This is a genomic window from Burkholderia sp. ABCPW 111 (assembly GCF_000773065.1).
GTDB classification, from domain to species: domain Bacteria; phylum Pseudomonadota; class Gammaproteobacteria; order Burkholderiales; family Burkholderiaceae; genus Burkholderia; species Burkholderia savannae.
Map to the genome: position 1 here is coordinate 42,170 of NZ_JPWT01000047.1, position 19,185 is coordinate 61,354.

General features: G+C 69.4%; 3 protein-coding genes. All 3 read left to right on the plus strand.

The genetic code is table 11. The features are described 5' to 3' along the window. Positions 1–7 precede the first annotated feature (7 nt). Genes X946_RS06050 through X946_RS06060 form a run of 3 tightly spaced genes read left to right on the plus strand, consistent with a single transcriptional unit; the run spans position 8 to position 19,163 of the window. A complete protein-coding gene (locus X946_RS06050) occupies positions 8–4,660 on the plus strand; it encodes an SDR family NAD(P)-dependent oxidoreductase (protein ID WP_052145018.1) in 4,653 nt (1,550 codons plus the stop codon). Continuing rightward, positions 4,657–8,214, plus strand: a complete 3,558-nt coding sequence (locus X946_RS06055) for a type I polyketide synthase (protein ID WP_038744878.1) — start codon at positions 4,657–4,659, stop codon at positions 8,212–8,214. Before X946_RS06050 ends, X946_RS06055 begins: the two co-directional genes overlap by 4 nt. After that, positions 8,211–19,163, plus strand: a complete 10,953-nt coding sequence (locus tag X946_RS06060) for a non-ribosomal peptide synthetase (RefSeq protein ID WP_038744879.1) — start codon at positions 8,211–8,213, stop codon at positions 19,161–19,163. The genes X946_RS06055 and X946_RS06060 overlap by 4 nt, the downstream gene beginning before the upstream one ends. The last annotated feature ends 22 nt before the right edge of the window (positions 19,164–19,185 follow it).

Here is a 19,185-nt window from a genome sequence, read left to right on the forward strand (position 1 = left end):
GGATGCAGTGGCGATCGTCGGCGCAAGCTGTCGGCTGCCGGGCGCGACCACGCTGGAACAATTCTGGTCGCTGATCGCCGATGGCCGCATCGCGATCGAGCGCTTCACCACCGATGCGGCCCGCCGCGAGGGCGTGCCGGAGGAAGTGTTGGCGCAGCCCGGCTTCGTCGGGGCGGGCGGGCCGCTCGAAGGCGTCGACCTGTTCGACGCGGCGTACTTCGGCATTGCGCCGTCACAGGCGGCGGCGATGGACCCGCAGCAGCGGATTTTCCTCGAATGCGTGCACGAGGCGCTCGAGCGCGCCGGCCACGGCGCGGTGCGCGGCCCTCGCGTCGGGATCTGGGCCGGGTCGGCCACCGTCGATTATCTGGTCGACCATGTGCGCGACCGGCTCGATCGCGCGTCGCCGAACCGCTTCCTGCAGCAATGGGTGGGCGTCGACAAGGACTATCTCGCGACGCAGGTCGCGTACCGGCTGGATTTCGGCGGGCCCGCGGTCACGCTGCAGACGGCCTGTTCGACTTCGCTCGTCGCGGTGGTCCATGCGCTGCATGGGCTGCTGAGTTTCCAGTGCGACTTCGCGGTGGCGGGCGGCGTCAGCATCGCGCTGCCGCAGCGGCAAGGGCATGTGTACGAGGAGGGCAGCATCCTGTCCGCCGACGGCGCGTGCCGGCCATTCACGACGGAAAGCAGCGGCACCGTCTTCGGCAACGGCGCGGGGGTCGTGGTCCTGAGGCGTCTGGAGGATGCGCTCGACGACGGCGACCCGATTCTGGCGGTGATTCGCGGTGGCGCGATCAACAACGACGGGGCGGCGAAGGTCGGCTTCACCGCGCCGGGCGGCCGGGGGCAAAGCGAGGTGATCCGTCACGCGCTGGCGTTGAGCGAAGTCGACGGCGCGTCGATCGGCTATGTCGAGACGCACGGCACGGGCACGGCGATCGGCGACGAGGTCGAGCTGGCGGCGCTGACCGCCGCGCTGGGCGATCGACGGCCCGGCGACGCGCGGTGCGCGCTTGGATCGCTCAAGGCGAACGTGGGGCATCTGAACGCGGCCGCGGGAGCGTGCGGCCTGATCAAGGCCGCGCTTGCAGTGGAGCACGCGCAGATTCCGGCGGCGGTGGGGGCCGAGCAGGCGATCGCGGCGCTGCGCGGCGAATCCGCGTTCTACCTGCCGACGAACACGGTGCCGTGGGACGCGCCGCTCAGGCGTGCGGGCGTCAGTTCGTTCGGCATCGGCGGCACCAATGCGCACGTGATCGTGGAGGCCGCGCCGCCGCGCGAACCCAGGACGCCGCAAACGGTGCCGCTGCTGTTGCTGTCGGCGCGCGGCGACGCTGCGCTGCGCGAACTGTGCGCGAATTATGCGACGTTTCTCGAAGGCAACCCGGACGTGCGGCTCGAGGACGTGTGCTTGACGGCGGCTATAGGCCGCCGCCATTGGGAACAGCGCGCGGCGTTTCGCGCCGAATCCCGCGAGCGGTTGATCGGTTCGCTGCGGGCATTCGCCGCGGGCGATTCCGGTGCCGACGTGATCAGCGCCGAAGTGCCGGCCCGCGTGCCGGAAGTGAGCTTCGCGTTTGGCGGCGCACGCGATCTCGACGCGGTCCTCGCCCGCGTGCGGGCGTGCGGCGTCGTGCCGGCGAGCGTGTGCGCGACGGGCGACGGCGTGTTCGCGGCGGCTTTCGCCGCCGGCGCGCTGAGTCTCGACGACGTACGGAACCGTCGCGCGGACAACGTCGCCGCGCCGGCGCTGCTGTGGATCAGCGCATCGTCGGGCTTGCCCATCGACAGCCCGGCGGCGGTGCGCGACGAACTGGCGTGCGCGAACGACGCCGCGTACGATGCCGCGGCGGCGCTGGAGGCCGCGGGCGCCGCGCTGGTGCTGGAATTCGGCGACGTGGCATTGGGCGCGGGGGGCGCGGGCGTGGTGTCGCTCGATCCGGCGTCGCCGGAAGCGATCGCCCGCATGTGGACGGCCGGCGTGGCGCTCGACCTGACGCAACACTATCGCGACGGCAACCGGGTCATGCTGCCGACCTATCCGTTCCAGCGTCAGCGCTTCTGGATCGACCGCGCGCCACGCTTCGCCGAAAGCGGCGTGTCGCCGTTCCTCGGCCGGCGGACCGACGCGCCCGCGCTGGATGCGACGTTCTTCGACGCCGACTGGAGTGTGGCGACGCTGCCGTTTCTCCAGGATCACGTGATCTACGGAAAGATCGTCGTGTCGGGCGCGGCCCTCGCGGTGATGATCGCCGACGGCGTGCGGGAGCTCACCGGGGCGGATGCTTGCGTGTTGAGCGACCTGCGCTTTCCGGCGGCACTGGTGATTCCGGCGGGCGCGGCGCGGCGGGTGCAACTGCAACTGGTGCGGGACGGCGACGGTTTCGAGGCGGCCGTGCTCACGCCCGAGCCCTTCGAAACCCATGCGACGGCACGCGTCGAAGCGGGCGCGGATCAAGACGCCGCGCCATCGGCGCAGGTGCGCGGCGAAGCGATCTCCACCGATTTGCTGGATACGTGGCTGCGCGCTCGCAGCGTCGTCATGGGGCCGACATTCCGCCGGCTCTCGGAGATCGTCGTGAGCGACGGCGAGGCTGCCTGCGCGATGCGTGCCGATCCCGGCGACGCGGGCTGGTCGCTGCACCCCGGAATTCTCGACTCGGCGCTGCAACTGGTCGCGGCCGCCGCGCGGCCCGACGGAAGCAACGCGTTCGTGCCGACCCGCATCGCGCGGTTGACGATCCGGGGGCGCGCCGGCGCGCAGATGCGATGCTATGCAGCCGCCGACCGCGGTTACGCGAGCGTGTTCGACGGCAACGGCGCGCTCGTCGAGCTGACGGGCCTCGAATCGCGCGAGGTCAGCCGCAACGAACTGCTGCGGATCGAGCCGCTGCGCGACGGCTACGCGGTTCAATGGCGGGGCGTGACGGACAGTGCGCCATTCGCCTTGCCGGAGCCGATCGTCGTCGTGCGCGATGCGGGCGAGGTCGCATCGGGGCTCGCGTCGATCTTGCGCGACGAGGGCAAAGAGACGCTCGTCGTCGCGACGCCGGACGAGATCCCGTTCGAGCGGGCCGGCCTGATCGTCGATTGCCGGGGCATCGACGCGCGCTCGGCCGCGCCGGCCCCGGCGCTCTATGAGGGCGCCCTTGCGCTGTTCGCGGCGGCCGCCCGGCGCGACGAGCCCTGCCGTATCGCCGTCGTCCTGGCGCCGCAAGCGCCGGCGTCGGCACCGTTGCAGGCGCTGGCGCGAGCGGCCGCGATGGAAACCCCGCACCTGCGCACGCTCGCGCTGCATGCGGACGACGCCTGCGCGATTCGCCGCGGCCTCGACTGCTTCGATCGGGAAACCGAGGTGTCGATCCGCGGCGCGGAGGTCACGGCGCCGCGCCTCGACGAGCGCGCGCTGCCCCGGCGCGCCGAATACGCGCCGGCGGGCGACGGAACCTGGCTGATTACGGGCGGCCTGGGCGATCTCGGGCTGCAAGTCGCGGGCTGGCTCGCGGCACTCGGCGTGCGCTCGCTGATGCTCGTCGGCCGCCGGCCGCCCGGCGACGCGGCCGACGAGACGCTGGCCGTATTGCGGCGGGACGGCGTCGATGTGCAGGTAAGGCAGGCCGACCTGTCGCGGGAAGCGGACGTCGACGCGCTGCTGAACGACATCGGCGCGACGATGCCGCCGCTACGCGGAATCTGCCATCTCGCGGGCGTCGTCGAAGACCGGCTGGTGAGCGACGTCACGCCGGCGTCGCTCGCCGCGACCTTCGCCGGAAAAGCTCAGGGCGCGTGGCTGCTGCACGAGCGCACGCGCGGCCATGCGCTCGAACACTTCGTGCTCTTCTCGTCCGCGGCCGCCGCGTTCGGCGCGCCGGGGCAGGCGAGCTACGCGATGGCGAATGCGTACCTGGACGCGCTGGCCGCGCATCGCCGCGCTCAGGGCCTGCCTGCGCTGTCCCTCGCATGGGGGCCGTGGCAGGACGTCGGCATGCTGGCCCGCACGGCGGCGAGCGCCAAGCGCCGGCTGGCGCAACTGGGCATCGGGCAGATCGAAACCGAGTGCGGGCGCGCGACGTTCGAGATCGCGCTGGCCGCCGATTTGCCGCCGCATGTCGTGCTGTTGCCGATCGACTGGCAGCGGCTCATCGATCAATGGCCGCCGCACGTTCCCGCAAGCCGCTTCGACGGCATCGCCACCGCGCGGCCCGGCGCCGGGCTCACTTCGTCGGTCAGCGAATTGCTGGCGCTTCCGGCAGCCGATCGCCGGCATCGATTGTTCCGGCTGCTCGCCGAGGATGCGGCGGCCGTGACCGGCACGAGTCTCGCCGCACTCGATCCGGAACGCTCGCTGTTCGACTACGACTTGGATTCCCTGCTGATCACCGACCTGCGCGTGCGGCTAGAAAAGCGCTTCGGCCGCACGATCTCCACCACGGTCATCTTTTCGAACCCGACGATTGCCGCGCTTGCCGACTACCTGGCTCGGACGATCTTCGGCGCCGCGCTCGACGCTCCCGCCGCCGGAGCAGGCGCGGCTACGGCGGCGCCCGCGCCCGGCGACGCGCAACCGCAGGCGCCGGCGGAGCGGCTGTCGCAAGAGGAGATCGTCGAACTGCTGTCCGCAAAGTTGGACGAGCTTCGGGGGGCGGACTCGCGATGAATCCGATCGATCCCACTGCGCTGATGCAGGACGCGCTGCTCGAAATCGAGCGCCTGCAACACAAACTCGGCAAGTTCGAGCAGCAGCTGCATGAGCCTATCGCGGTGATCGGGATGGGCTGCCGGTTCGCCGGCGCGAATTCGCCGGACGACCTCTGGCGACTGCTGCTGGACGGCACGGATGGCGTTCGCGAGGTGCCGCCCGATCGATGGGACGCCGAGCGATATTTCGACTCCGATCCGGATGCCGCCGGCCGCATCTACTGCCGGGCCGGCAGTTTTCTCGACGACATCGCCTCGTTCGACGCCGGCTTCTTCGGAATTTCCGCGCGCGAAGCGGTGATGCTCGATCCGCAGCAACGCATGCTGCTGGAGGTGGTGTGGGAAGCGATCGAGCGCGCCGGCATTCCGGCGTCCGCGCTGAAAGGCACGGCGACGGGGATGTTCGCCGGCGTGATGCATCAGGACTACGCGCACCGGTTCCGCCGCGCGGCCGACGTCGATCTCTACACCGCCGCGGGCAACGCGCCCAGCGTGCTCGCCGGTCGCGTATCGCACGTGCTCGGCCTGCACGGGCCGTCGCTCACGGTCGATACCGCGTGTTCGTCGTCGCTGGTCGCGGCGCATCTCGCCTGTCATGCGCTGCGCGTGCGCGAATGCGACATCGCCATCGTCGGCGGGGTGAACGTCGTGCTGTCGCCGCTGTCGACCGCTGCTGAGTGCCGGGCGCACATGCTGTCGCCGAGCGGGCGCTGCCGGTCGTTCGACGATGGCGCGGACGGCTTCGTACGCGGCGAGGGATGCGGCGTGGTGGTGCTGCAGCGGCTTGGCGACGCGCAGGCCGCGGGCCGCACGATCGACGCGTTGATCGCGGGTTCGGCCGTCAATCACGACGGCCGCAGCGCGGGCCTGACCGTGCCGAACGAGCACGCGCAGCGCGAACTGGTGCGCAGCGCATTGAGGGCCGCGCGCCTCGATGCGTCGCAGGTACGCTACGTCGAGGCGCACGGCACCGGCACCGCGCTCGGCGATCCGATCGAGGCGGCGGCGCTCGCGTCCGTATTCGCGGGCCGTGCGAAGGACGCGCGCGTGCTGCTCGGCTCGATCAAGAGCAACTTCGGGCATCTCGAAGGCGCGGCCGGCATCGCCGGACTGATCAAGGCGATCCTCGCGGTCCGCCACGGCGTCGTGCCCGCCACGCTGCACGTCACGCAACCGAACCGAGGCATCGACTGGGACAACTTGCCGCTGCGGCTCGCGCTCGGCAACGAGCGGATCGATCGGGACGCCGGGCCGTGCATCGCGGGCGTCAGCTCGTTCGGCTTCAGCGGCACCAACGCGCACGCGCTCGTCGTCGCGCCGCCGCGCGTCGAGCAGGCGGTTCAGCCGGACGACCGGCCCGGCGCGCAACAACTACTGACCGTGTCCGCCAAATCGGATGCGTCGCTGCGGGCGAACGCGGCGCGATACGCCGATCACCTGGCGGGCCTCGATGCGCGCGCGTTCGCGGCCGCCTGCCACGCGTCGCGCGTCGCACGCTCGCATTTCCCGCACCGGCTCGCGGCCGTCGCGGAAAGCGCGGACGACATGGCGCGCGAGCTGCACCGCTTCGCGCGCGGCGAGGACACGGCCGTCAGCGCCGGCGTGTGCGGCGCGATGCCGCTCGGACGCGAGTCGTCGCCGGACCTTGCCGGCGGCGCGAACGGTCTCGACCTGCTGCCGTCGCTCGCGCAGCGTTACGCGGCGGGCTTGCCGGTCGACTGGGCGGCGCTAGGCGGCGCTGGCCGCCACCTCGCGCCGTTGCCGACCTATGCGTTCGACCGCCAGCGCTACTGGGTCGACGAGCGCGCCGTCGGGGCGCCGTCGCAGCTCTTCCGGATCGCATGGCAACCGGCCTCGACGCCGGCGGGCGCGCACCGCACGGGTGCGCGCGTCATTGCGGGCGACCCGGCGCTCTGCGCGGAAGTCGCGCGCGCGCTCGAAGCCTCGGGTGAACGCTGCTCGATCGTGGCCGCCGACGCCGATGCGATCCTGCAAGCCGGACCCGCCGACCTTGGCATCGTGCTCGCGTTCGACAGCGCGGTGCATGACGGCGAGCCTGTCGAGGCCGTGGCGTGCCGCGGCGCGCTAGTCGGCGCGCTTGCGTACCGCCTGGCGGCGGCGCCCGCGGCGGGGCCGGTGACGCTCGTCACGCGCGGCGCGGTTGCCACCGGGCCCGCGGAGGATGTCGATCCCGTCGCCGCCGCCATGAACGCCGCCGTTCGCGTGGCGCGGCGCGAGCAGGGCCGTGCATGGCGCGGCACGATCGATATCGACGGATCGGCGGCGTCGTTCGAGACGCTTGCCGCGCTGCTCGGCGACGAACCGGGCGACGAGCAGATGGCGGTACGCGGCGCGACCGTGCTCGTGCCGCGGCTGCGCCACGCCGGAGCGGGCGCGGCGGGCGGGGTTCCGGCGCTCGACGGAGACGCCGCCTACGTCGTGACCGGCGGCACCGGCGCGCTCGGTCTCGCGACCGCCCGCTGGCTCGCGGGTCGCGGCGCACGCCATCTGCTGCTGATCAGCCGGCGCGGCGAGGTCGGCGACGGCGTGCGGGCAACCTGCGAACGCCTGCGCGGCGACGGCGTCGACGTGCAGGCCGTCGCCTCGGATGTCGCGGACGAAGCATCGCTGCGCGGTGCGCTCGCGGCGGCCGCGCGGCCGATCCGCGGCGTCGTGCACTGCGCGGGCATCGTTCAGGACGCGCCGCTCGCCACGCTGGATGCCGCCGCATTCGCGAACGTGCTGCGCGCGAAGGTGGGCGGCGCGGCGCTGCTCGACCGCCTGACCGATGCACAGCCGCTCGACTTCTTCCTGCTCTATTCGTCCATCTCCGTCGTGGTCGGCCGCCACGGCCAGGCCGCGTACGCTGCCGCGAACGCGTATCTCGACGCGCTCGCGCAACGGCGCCGCGTGCGCGCGCGTCCCGCGCTGTCGATCGGCTGGGGACTATGGACGTCCGGCATGGGCACGGCCGATGCGAAGACGGCCGAGCGAATCCGCTCGAGCGGCCTCCATCCGCTCACCGAGGTCGAGGCGTTCGCGTCGCTGGAGCAGGCATTCGCGGGCGAGCCGCACGTGATCGTCGCGGCGATCGACATCGATCGAATCGCGGCGCAGCCGGATCTTCCGCGCGCGATCGAGGGCATCACCGGCCGCGCCCAGGCCCCGCGCGCACGCGCCTTCGACATCGAGCAACTGCGCGGCCGCCCGGCCGCCGCGCGCCGCGCGCTGATCGCCGGCTATCTCGACGCCGAATTGCGGGCGGTGCTGTCCAGTTCCTCGGCGTTCTCGCATCAGGCGTCGCTGATCGAGCTCGGCGTCGATTCGCTGACCGGCTCGGAGCTGCGCAATGCGATCGAGCGCTCGATGGGCGTATCGGTGTCGATTTCGAACCTGGTCGACGGTTCGTCGCTCGACGCCGTGATTGAAGCCGTGGCGGCGCAGATCGAGCGGCGACTCGTCACTGAACACAGCTCGACGACCGGAGCCGAGACGGAGGAAATCACGCTATGAATATCGTTCGGCTCATGGCCGATTTGGCCGATGCGGGGATCACGCTGCGCCGCCGCGACGACCGGCTCCACGTGGAGGGACCGCCGGGCGCGCTTGACGGCGCGCTTGTCTCGCGGCTGCGCGACGCGAAGGATGCGCTGCTGGCGATGCTCGACGACGACGCATCGCGCGCGCCCCCGCTGCCGCCGCCGTTGCCGGGCGAGGGCGGCGACGCGGGCGCGCTGTCGCCGGGACAGGCCCGCCTCGTTGCCGCGACGCGGCTCGGCGATCCGGCGATGTACAACGAGCAGATGGCGATCGAACTGGCGGACGCCGTCGACTCGCAGGCAATCGGCCGTGCGTTCGTCGCGCTCGCGCGCAGGCACGACATCCTGCGCACCGTGTTCGTCGGCGGCGAGCCGATGCAGCAGACCGTGCTGCCCGAGCCGGTGGTGCAGATCGAGCGGATGTCGGTCGACGGCGACGGTGCGTTGCGCGCGCGCGCCGCGGAGGTTGCCCGTCTGCCGTTCGCCGCCGGGCGGCCGTTGTGGCGCATCGACCTGTTCTCGACGCCCGAGCGGCCGCTCGTGCTCGTGCTGACGATTCATCACGCGATTTTCGACCGGTGGTCGATGAGCGTGCTGATCCGCGACTTCAGCGCGTATCTCGCCTCTCCGGACGAAAGCGATGCACCGGGGGGCCGGCTGAGCTACCGCGACTTCGCGGCCTGGCAGCGCCGCTGGATGGAGACGCCCGACTACGCCGCGCAACTGGACGCGTGGCTCGAGGCGCTGGCGGACCTCGATGAGGTGCCGGCGATTCGCGGCGACCGCCCGCGCGCCTCCGTTCCGAGCTGGCGCGGCGGCACCGAACGCGTCGAGATTCCAGCAGACTGCATCGAGGCGGCGGCGGCGTTCTCGCGCACGCGCAACACGACGTTGTTCACGACATTGTTCAGCATGTTCGCGCTGCTGCTGCATCGGTATACCGGCGATCCGCGCGTCGTGGCGCTCACGCCCGCGGCCAACCGGCCGTTCCAGGCGGCCGAGGACATCGCCGGCTATTTCGTCAATCTCATCGCGCTCGCGACGAGCGTGCGCGACGACGACAGTTTCAGCTCGCTGGTCGAGCGGATGCGTGAGGCGACGGCGCGCGCGTTCGCGCATCAGGGCGTGCCGCTCGACGCGATCGTCGACCGGTTGCGCGCGCGCGGCGGCCCGCAGCACGATCAGTTCGCGCAGACGGCGTTCGCATTCCAGAACGTACGTCTACCGGCGGTGCGCACCGCGAGCGGCACCGCGACGCCGTTCGATCTCGACAGTCCGTTCGCGCGCTTCGACCTTTATCTGTCGATCGAGGGCGATGAGCGCGGGATGTTCGCGGTCTGGCAATACAACGCCGATCTGTTCGACGCGGAGACGGTTTGCCGGCTCGGCGCGCACTACGTCGCGTTGTTGCGCGCGGCGCTCGCGTCACCGGAGGCGAATGCGCATGCGCTGCCGATGCTGTCGAACGCGGAACGCGCGCAACTCCTGGTGGACTTCAATGCGACCCGGGCCGACTTCTCGCATGGTGTGCTGATCCACCAGTTGTTCGAGGCGCAAGTGCAGCTCACGCCCGACGCCACTGCGGTGGTGTTCGAGGACCGGGCGCTGAGCTATGCGGAACTGAACCGCCGGGCCAATCGGTTGGCGCACCATCTGATTGCACTGGGGGTGCGACCGGACGACCGTGTGGCGATATGTACGGGACGCGGCTTGGAGACGGTGGTGGGCTTGCTCGGCGTCCTCAAGGCGGGCGGCGCCTATGTGCCGCTGGACCCGGCATATCCGGCCGCGCGGCTTGCCTACATGCTCGACGACGCGGCGCCGGTGGCGGTGCTGACCACGGCAGCGCTGGCCGATGAGCTGGCGTTCAAGCTGCCGACGATACTGCTCGACGCTCAAAATGCGTCTTTCCAGTCGCAGTCGAATGACAATCCCGACACCGCGGCACTGGGGCTGACTTCGTGCCATCTGGCGTATGTGATCTACACCTCGGGCTCTACCGGGCAGCCCAAGGGGGTCATGGTAGAGCACGACAGTTTGGTCAATTTGATCCAATCGAATTGGCAGCATTTTTCGGGAGTCAGCCACGCACGCACGTCTTGCTGGACCAGCTTCGGCTTTGATGTTTCCGTTTTCGAAATATTCATTTCGCTCGCGATGGGCGGCGCAGTCCATATCGTGCCGGATCGCGTGCGTATCAGTGCGGACGGTTTTTTCCAATGGTTGATCGCGCAACGTATCGCGATCGCGTATCTGCCGCCATTTCTTGTTCGGCGTTTGCGCGAGTACCCGGATGAGTTGGTAGCCTCGCTGTCGCTTCGTCGCATTTTGGTCGGCGTCGAACCGCTGCGTGAAAAGGATCTTTATCGGCTTGAAAGGCTGTTGCCCGAGCTGACCGTCGTTAACGGGTATGGGCCGACGGAGACGACGGTCTTCAGCACTTGCTATCTCGATATGCGGGAATACGATCGCGCGGCGCCGATCGGCCGCCCGATCGCCAATACCCGGATCTATATCCTGGATTCGCACGGCCAGTCGGTGCCGATCGGCGTGGCGGGCGAGATCCACATTGCCGGTGCCGGCGTCGCGCGGGGCTATCTGAACCGTCCCGAGCTGACCGCCGAACGCTTCGTGTCCGATCCGTTCGCGGCCGCCACGAACGCGCGCATGTACAAGACCGGCGACCTCGGGCGCTGGCTGCCCGACGGCACCATCGAATACCGCGGCCGCAACGACTTCCAGGTCAAGGTCCGCGGTTTCCGCATCGAACTGGGCGAAATCGAAGCACGCCTCGCGCGATGCGACGGCGTGCGCGACGCGGTGGTGATCGCTCGCGAAGACACGCCGGGCGACAAACGCCTCGTCGCCTATGTGCTGCCGCAGTCCGGCGTCGCGCTCGTCCCCGGCGAATTGCGTCGGCAACTCGCCGGGCAACTGGCCGAGTACATGCTGCCCAGTGCCTTCGTGATACTGGATGCATTACCGCTCACGCCCAACGGCAAGCTCGACCGCGAGGCGCTGCCGGCGCCTGATTTGGCGGCGGTCGCGTCCCGTGGCTATGAAGCGCCGACGGGCGAAGTGGAAACGGCGCTGGCGCGGATCTGGCAGGACTTGCTGGGCCTGGAACAGGTCGGCCGCAACGACCATTTCTTCGAGCTCGGCGGCCATTCCATGCTGGTCGTCAGCATGATCGAGCGGCTGCGGAGCCTCGGCTGGTCGCTCGACGTGCGCAGCCTGTTCCTCGCGCCGGTGCTCGCTGATCTGGCTCGGGCCATCGACACCCGGCGCAGCGACGCGACCGCTTTTGTGGTGCCGCCCAACCGCATCCCCAACGGTTGCGGTGCCATCACGCCGGCCATGCTGCCGCTGGTGGCACTTTCCCAGGCCGAGATCGACGCCGTCGTCGACGCGGTTCCCGGCGGGGCAGCCAATGTGCAGGACATCTATCCGCTGGCGCCGCTGCAGGAAGGCATCCTGTTTCATCATTTGCAGCAGACGCAAGGCGATGCCTATCTGTTGCGCAGCCTGCTGGCTTTCGATACCCGCGCGCGTCTCGACGCCTTTCTCGCGGCCTTGCAACAGGTCATCGATCGTCATGACATCCTGCGCACCGCCGCCTGCTGGAAGGACTTGGCGCAGCCGGTTCAGGTCGTTTGGCGTCAGGCGGCACTGCACGCCGAGATCTTCAGTCCCGCAGAGGAGGGCCATGTTCCCACCCAGCTGCTAAGGCATACCGATCCGCGCGCGCGCCGCCTCGACTTGAGCCGTGCGCCGCTGTTCGCGCTCGACATCGCTCACGATCCGGAGCGGGGCGAGTGGCTGCTGGCGCTGACCTTCCACCATCTGATCGCCGACCATCTGACGCTGGAACTCATCGTCGCCGAAATTACCGCGATTCTGCACGGGCAGGCCGAAGCCCTTCCGGCGGCGCTGCCTTACCGAAACTTCATCGCGCAAGTCTCGAGCGTGCCGGCGGATGTGCACGAGACCTACTTTCGCGAGGTGCTCGGCGACGTCGATGAGCCGACCGCTCCCTTCGGCGTGCTCGAGGCGCGAGACGACGGAAAGGAGATAACCGAGGCCCATCTCGCGCTGGCCGACGACCTGGCTCGGGCGATCCGCAATCAGGCGCGGCGGTTGGGTATGAGTCCGGGCGTGCTGTTCCATGTCGGCTGGGCCCAGGTGCTGGTGCAGACCAGCGGCCGCGACGACGTGGTCTTCGGGTCGGTGCTGCTGGGTCGTCTGCGGGAATTGGCCGGCGCCGATCGGGTGATGGGGGTGCTTATCAATACCCTTCCGGTGCGGATATGCCTGGCGGAGCGCAGCGTGCAGGAGGTGGTTCAGGCCGCCTATCACGGTTTGACGGGGCTGCTGGAACACGAGCAAGCGCCCCTGTCGCTGGTTCAGCGCTGCAGTGGGGTGGTGCCGCCGCTACCGCTGTTCAGCACCTTGCTCAATTATCGCCACAGTACCGCCGGCATAGCCGACGGGACCTGGGAGGGAATGCGCCAGCTTCACTCGGAGGAGCGCACCACCTATCCGGTGACGCTCTCGGTGGATGACCTGGGCGAGGGCTTTGGCTTGACCGCCCAGACGGTTGCGGGCATCGACCCGGCCCGGATGGCCGCCTACCTGGCGACTGCCATGCGTGGCCTGGTCGAGGCATTGGCCGCCGAACCGCAACGGCCGATCCTGAGCCTGTCCATTCTGTCGCGGGAGGAAGAACGGTGCCTGATTCACGATCTGAACGCCACGCCGCCGGAAGGCGACGGTTATCTGCTGCACGCCGGCATCGAGCGCCACGCCGCGCTCACGCCGCTCGCGCCCGCGGTCATCTGCGCCGAGGGCTGCATGCAGTATCGCGAACTGGCGGCAGAAACGCGCCGCGTCGCCGGCGCGGTCGTTGCGGCTGGTGCGCGGCGTGAACCGGTCGCGGTGCTGCTGCCGCGCTCGGTCGGCGCGATCGCCGCGTATTCCGGCGTGATGCGTGCAGGTTGCGCTTATGTGCCCATCGACCCGGCGACGCCGCCGGAGCGCATGCGCGACGTGCTCGCCACGCTCAACTACGTGCTGACGACGCGCGAACTCGCCGCGGCGCTTGACGGCATCGACGCGCGGGTGATCCTCGTCGACGAGGCCGCGCCCGCCGATGTCGCGCCTCCGACGGTCGCGCTCGGCGATCTCGCCTATGTCATGTTCACGTCCGGCTCAACCGGCAAGCCCAAAGGCGTGATGATCGACCATCGCTCCGCCTCGCTAACTATCGAGAGCATTCTCAGGCGTTACGCGATCGGCCCGGCCGACCGGCTGCTGTGCGTGTCGTCCGTGGGATTCGACCTGTCGGTGTTCGATTTCTTCGGCGCGTTCGCGGCGGGCGCCGCGGTCGTGCTGGCGCCGGAATCGTCGAACGTCGAGCCGCACGTCTGGCTCGACCTGATGGAGCGTGAGCGGGCGACGGTGTGGGAGTCCGTGCCGGCGGTGATGGAGCTGCTGCTGCTCGAGTGCCGCAACAGCCGGCGAAAGCTGCCGCCTTCGCTGAAGCTCGTGATGCTGAGCGGTGACCGCGTGCCCGTCAATCTGCCCGCGCGAATCAGAGAAGCCGCGACCTCCGAACTGCACGTGATCGCACTCGGCGGGGCGACCGAGGCGGCGATCTGGTCGTGTTACTACGACACGCGCCACCTTCCCCCCGACGCCTCCTTCGTGCCTTATGGGCGGCACCTCCCGGGGCAACGGCTGTACGTGCTGTCGTCGTCGCTGCGGCCTTTGCCGATCGGCGTGCCCGGCGATCTCTGGATCGCCGGCGCGGGCGTCGCGCGCGGCTATCTCGGCCAGCCGGACCTGACCGCCTATCGCTTCGTCGACGATCCGCACGTGCCGGGTGAGCGGATGTACCGCACCGGCGACCGCGCGCGGGTGCTCGCCGACGGCAACCTCGAATTCCTCGGGCGGGTCGACGATCAGGTCAAGATCCGCGGCTTTCGCATCGAAATCGGCGAAATCGAGGCGGCGCTCGGCGCGGCGCCCGGCGTTGAGCGCGGCGTCGCGACGATTGTCGAGCACAATGGGCGCCAGACGATCGCGGCATATGTAGTGGCCCGCGCCGACGCCGTGCTGGACCATGCCGAGATTCGCGACGCGCTCGCGCGGCGCCTGCCGCCATACATGCTGCCTGCGTCGATCGTGTCGATCGACAGCGTGCCGTTGACCCGGAACGGAAAGATCGATCGACGCGCACTCATGCAGGTGCGTGCACAGACGTCGCCGGCGGAGGGGCCGCGAAACGCCGTCGAGAAAGCACTCGCGTCGATCTGGCAAGTGGTCCTGGGTCGCGAAGCCATCGACGTTCACGAAAATTTCTTCGACGCCGGCGGCGACTCGATGCTTGCCATTCGCATCGTGACCCGCGCACGGGAGCAGCGGATTCACATCATGCCCCGCGACGTGCTCCAGTTGCAGACGATTGCCAAGATCGCGGCCGCCGCGGGAGCGGCCTCCGATGTCGTCGAGCCGGACGGCGAAACCGCCGCTCCGTTACCGCCGATGGCTCGCTGGTTCTTCCTGCAGCAACCGCGGGAGCCTGACTGGTTTCACCAATCGGTCCTGTTGCAGGTGCCGGCGCAGACCGAAACCTCGGCCATTCGCGGCGCGCTGGAAACGCTGGTGACGATTCACGAGGCTTTGAGGACCGCTTACTTTCACGAAGAGGGTGAATGGCGGCAGCGGGTGATCCAGCGGGTGAAGCCCGTCTTTGAAACCGTGAAGCTTGCCGTCGCCGAAGACGATGCGATTGACGAGGCCGCGGATCGGCTTCGGGCATCGATCCGCATCGAGCACGCCGCGTTGCTCAGCGCCGGGCTGCTCGAATTCCCGGACGATTCGCGGCGTCTACTGCTCATCGCGCATCATCTCGCCGTCGATGCGGTGTCCTGGCAGATCATCATTGACCAGATTGCTTCGCTTTGCGCGGGCAACGACCTTGGCGCCGTGCCGACGACGATGCGGCGCTGGACCCGGCGTCGCATCGACTGGGCGGCCGCGGCGCCCGCGGGCCTGATCGACGAATTGCTCGGCGGCGCGGCGTCGTCCGAGTCGCTGCCGCTCGACGGCACGGACGAAGCTGGCGACGTGGCGGCATCCGGCGAACAATCCTGCGCGCTGGACAGGGCGACCACGTCGCGGATCATCAGCGGCTTTGCCGCTGCCGAGGGCTATCGCATCGACGAGGTGACGGCAGCCGTTGTCGCCGGCGCGATCATGCGCTGGTCCGGACGGCACGAAGTCGTGATCGATCTGGAATCGCACGGACGCAACGGCTTCGCCGACGATCCGGAGGTTCCGTTCACCGTGGGCTGGTTCACGACCATCATGCCGACCGTGATTCGCGGCGGAACGTTCAAGGAAACGCTGCAGAGCGTGCGCGCGGCGATCCGGTCGAGCAGCGAGCACGGCGCCGATTATCAGGCGCTGCACTATCTGAAGGGGCGAGCCGACTGGTCGCCGCGCCCGCTGTTGTTCAACTTTCTGGGACGACTGGAGGCCAAGGCGGGGGAATGGCGACTGCTGCGCGCCGGAATCGGGAGCGACCGCGCGCCTTCGACACCACGCTCGCATCTGCTCGACATAGGGGCGGCCATCATCGACGGCTCACTGAACGTGAGTATCGAATACAACCCCCGTGCGCATCGCGACGACACCATCGCGAGCCTGCTCGACGACATCCGCACGACGCTAGACGAGTTGGGTTCCCGCACGGCGCTCGGCGATTCGTCGAGCATCGACGTGGAAGACGTTTACCCGCTCACGCCGATGCAGGAGGGGATGCTGTACCACGCGCTCGGCGGTGACGGGATGTATGTGGAGCAACTGACCTGCACGCTGGCCGGCGCCGTGAACGAGCAGGCGCTGAGGAGCGCCTGGAGCGACGTGGTCGCGTCGAACCCGGTGCTACGTACCTCGTTTCATTGGGAGGGCGTGGCGCAGCCGGTTCAGATCGTGCACACGTCGGTGTCGGTACCGTGGCAGCAGGAGTCGTGGCCGCGGGGGCTGGACCTGGACGCGTGGCTGCGTGCCGATCGAGAGCGGGGGCTGGATTTGCGCGCGGCGCCATGTCTGCGCTGCGCGCTTCTGAAAACGGACGAGGATCGATGGGAACTGGTGGTGACGTACAGCCACCTGTTGCTGGACGGCTGGTCGCTGTCGCTGCTGATCGGCGAGCTCGTGCGCGCGTATGCGGCGCGGGTGGCGGGCGATGTGGCGCAGCGGCCGCCTCGCAGCCCGTTCAGCGGCTATGTGGCGTGGTCTCGGTCGATCTGGGAGCAAGGCGCGGGCGAGGGATTCTGGCGGGCGGAACTGGGCGATTTCGAAGGCACGCGGGAGTTGGTGCTGCCGACGCCATTGCCGGATGGCGAAGACGGCGCGCCGGTCACGGTCGAAGTCGATCGCGGTGCGCTGGAAGCGCTGGAGAAGCGCGAGCGGGTGACGCTCGCGAGCGTGGTGGCCGGATGCTGGGCGGTGCTGCTGAGCCGCTACGGCGCAAGCGACGACGTGCTGTTCGGGATGACGAGCTCGGGGCGGCGGGCGGAAGTGAGCGGCAGCGAGTCGATGGTGGGGGTGCTGATCGAGACGCGGCCGGCGCGGATCAAGGTGGACGGGCAGGCGCCGCTCGGCGCGTGGCTGAGATCGGTGATGCAGGCGGAGGCGAGACGGGAGGAGGCGGGCGCGGTGTCGCTTGCGCAGATCGAGGGCTGGGGCGAGGCGGAACGCGGTACCCGGCTGTTCGATACGCTGGTGGTGGTGGAGAACTATCCGATGGCGAAGCCGAGCGATTTGCTCGGAGGCGGGATCGGCGTGGTGTCGGTGCGTGCGGTGGAGCGCACGAACTGGCCGCTAACGGTAGTGGCGGTGCCGGAAGGCGGGCGCTTGAAGCTGACGTTGCTGTACGACCCGGCGCGCTATGAGCGCGCGTCGATCGAGCAGGTGGCGGGGCATCTGGCGCGGTTGTTGAGCGCGGCGGCGCAAGCGGCAACGGTCGGCGACCTGGCGGCGGCGATGCTCGATGACACGGAGCGCGAGACGCTGCTGGTTCACTGGAGCGGAGGGGACCAGGTGCTGCCGCCGCCGTGCCGGACCATCGTCGAGCGGATCGACGAGCAGGCCCTTGCGCGGCCCCAAGCTACGGCGTTGCGGCTTGGCGATCGGCGGCTGAGTTATGCGGAACTGACGGCGCGGGGCCGACGGATGGCGGCTTGGCTGCAGGGTCAAGGCGTGGGCGTGGGAGGACGCGTCGCGATAGTCGGCGAGCGGACGATGGAGACGATCGCCGCGATGTACGGGATTCTGGCAAGCGGCGCCGCCTATGTGCCGCTGGACCCCGACTGGCCGGACGAACGCAAGGCGCTCGTGATCGAAGACGCGCAGCCGCTGATGGTCATCGGAGGCAGCGGGGCATGGTGCGGCGCGGTGCGGCAGGTCGAATTGGGGGAACTTGAAGTCACGCCTGACGCGGCGCTCACGCCATGTCAGGCGACGGTGGACGATCTGGCGTACGTGATCTATACGTCGGGATCGACCGGCCGGCCAAAGGGCGTGATGGTGCGGCACGGTGACGTGATGCATCTGGACGGTTTGCGCGAGCGGATGGAGCTGAGCGAAACCGATGTATGGACGGCGTTCCATTCCTACGCGTTCGACTACTCGATCCTGGAGATCTGGTATCCGCTGATGACGGGAGCGACGGTGGTGCCCGTGCCGTATTGGGTCACCCGTTCGCCGGAAGCGTTTCACGAATTGCTGCGCACGGAAGGCGCGACGATCGTGTGCCAGACGCCGGCGGCCTTCCAGCAGCTTGTGGCGGTGCCGCATCGAGGCGTGCGGCTGCGATGGGCGGTCGTGGGCGGCGAGACCTATCACGCCTCGCTGCCGGCCAGCGCCGATCCCGCCCAATACCCGCGCATCGCGAACGTGTACGGCATCACCGAGACAACGGTGATCACGACGTTCGAGCCGCTGGGGCGCGGCCAGCCGGTGACCATCGGACGGCCGTTTCCGGGCCAGAGAATCTATCTGCTGGACAGGCATGGGCGCCTCGTGCCGCCGGGCGCCGTGGGCGAGATTCACGTTGCGGGCGAAGGCATCGCGGCCGGCTATCTGGGCGCGCAAGCGCTGACGGCGCAGCGGTTCGTCGCGGATCCGTATCGGCCCGGCGAGCGGATGTACCGCTCGGGGGATCTGGGACGATTCCTGCCGGGCGGACGTATGGAGTCGCTGGGTCGGGCGGATCGACAGATCAAGATTCGCGGTTACCGGATCGAACTGGGCGAGATCGAGTGCGCGCTGTCTTCGCTGGAGGGAATCGGCGGCGCGGTGGCCGACGTTCGCGAGGGCGCAAGCGGCCGTCAGTTGGTGGCCTGGTATGCGGCGGCCGCCGACGTGGATGCGCAACGGGTTCGCACGGCACTCAAGCAGCGGCTGCCGGACAGCATGATGCCGTCGGCACTGATTCGGGTCGACGGATTTGCGCTGACGGCGAACGGCAAGATCGACCGGCGGGCGCTCCCCCGGGAGAGCGCGCCGACGGCACCGGCGCAGGGACCGCGCAACGCGCTTGAAGAAGCGCTCGCCGCGATCTGGTGCGAGGTGCTGGGCCGCGAGGCGATCGGTGTCGATGAAAACTTCTTCGACGCGGGTGGCGACTCGCTCGCGATCGTCCGGGCGCACGGTCTGATGAGCACTCGCCTGCCACGCGCCGAAAGTCTGCGCGTGGTCGATCTCTTCCAGCAACCCACGATCGCCGCGATCGCTTCGCAAATCGCCGCCGGCGAAACCCGCCAAGCCACCGCCGACGAACCGGACGAGCGCGCACTGCGCCGCCGTCGCCGGACCATGGAACGCCGTCAAAAGATCGAGAGGGAACACGAATGAGCACTCCGCACGTTGCAATCAT

Bases quoted from the DNA above. Each gene is read 5' to 3' on its own strand.
- X946_RS06055 (WP_038744878.1), top strand. From the start codon at position 4,657: ATGAATCCGATCGATCCCACTGCGCTGATGCAGGACGCGCTGCTCGAA.
- X946_RS06060 (WP_038744879.1), top strand. From the start codon at position 8,211: ATGAATATCGTTCGGCTCATGGCCGATTTGGCCGATGCGGGGATCACG.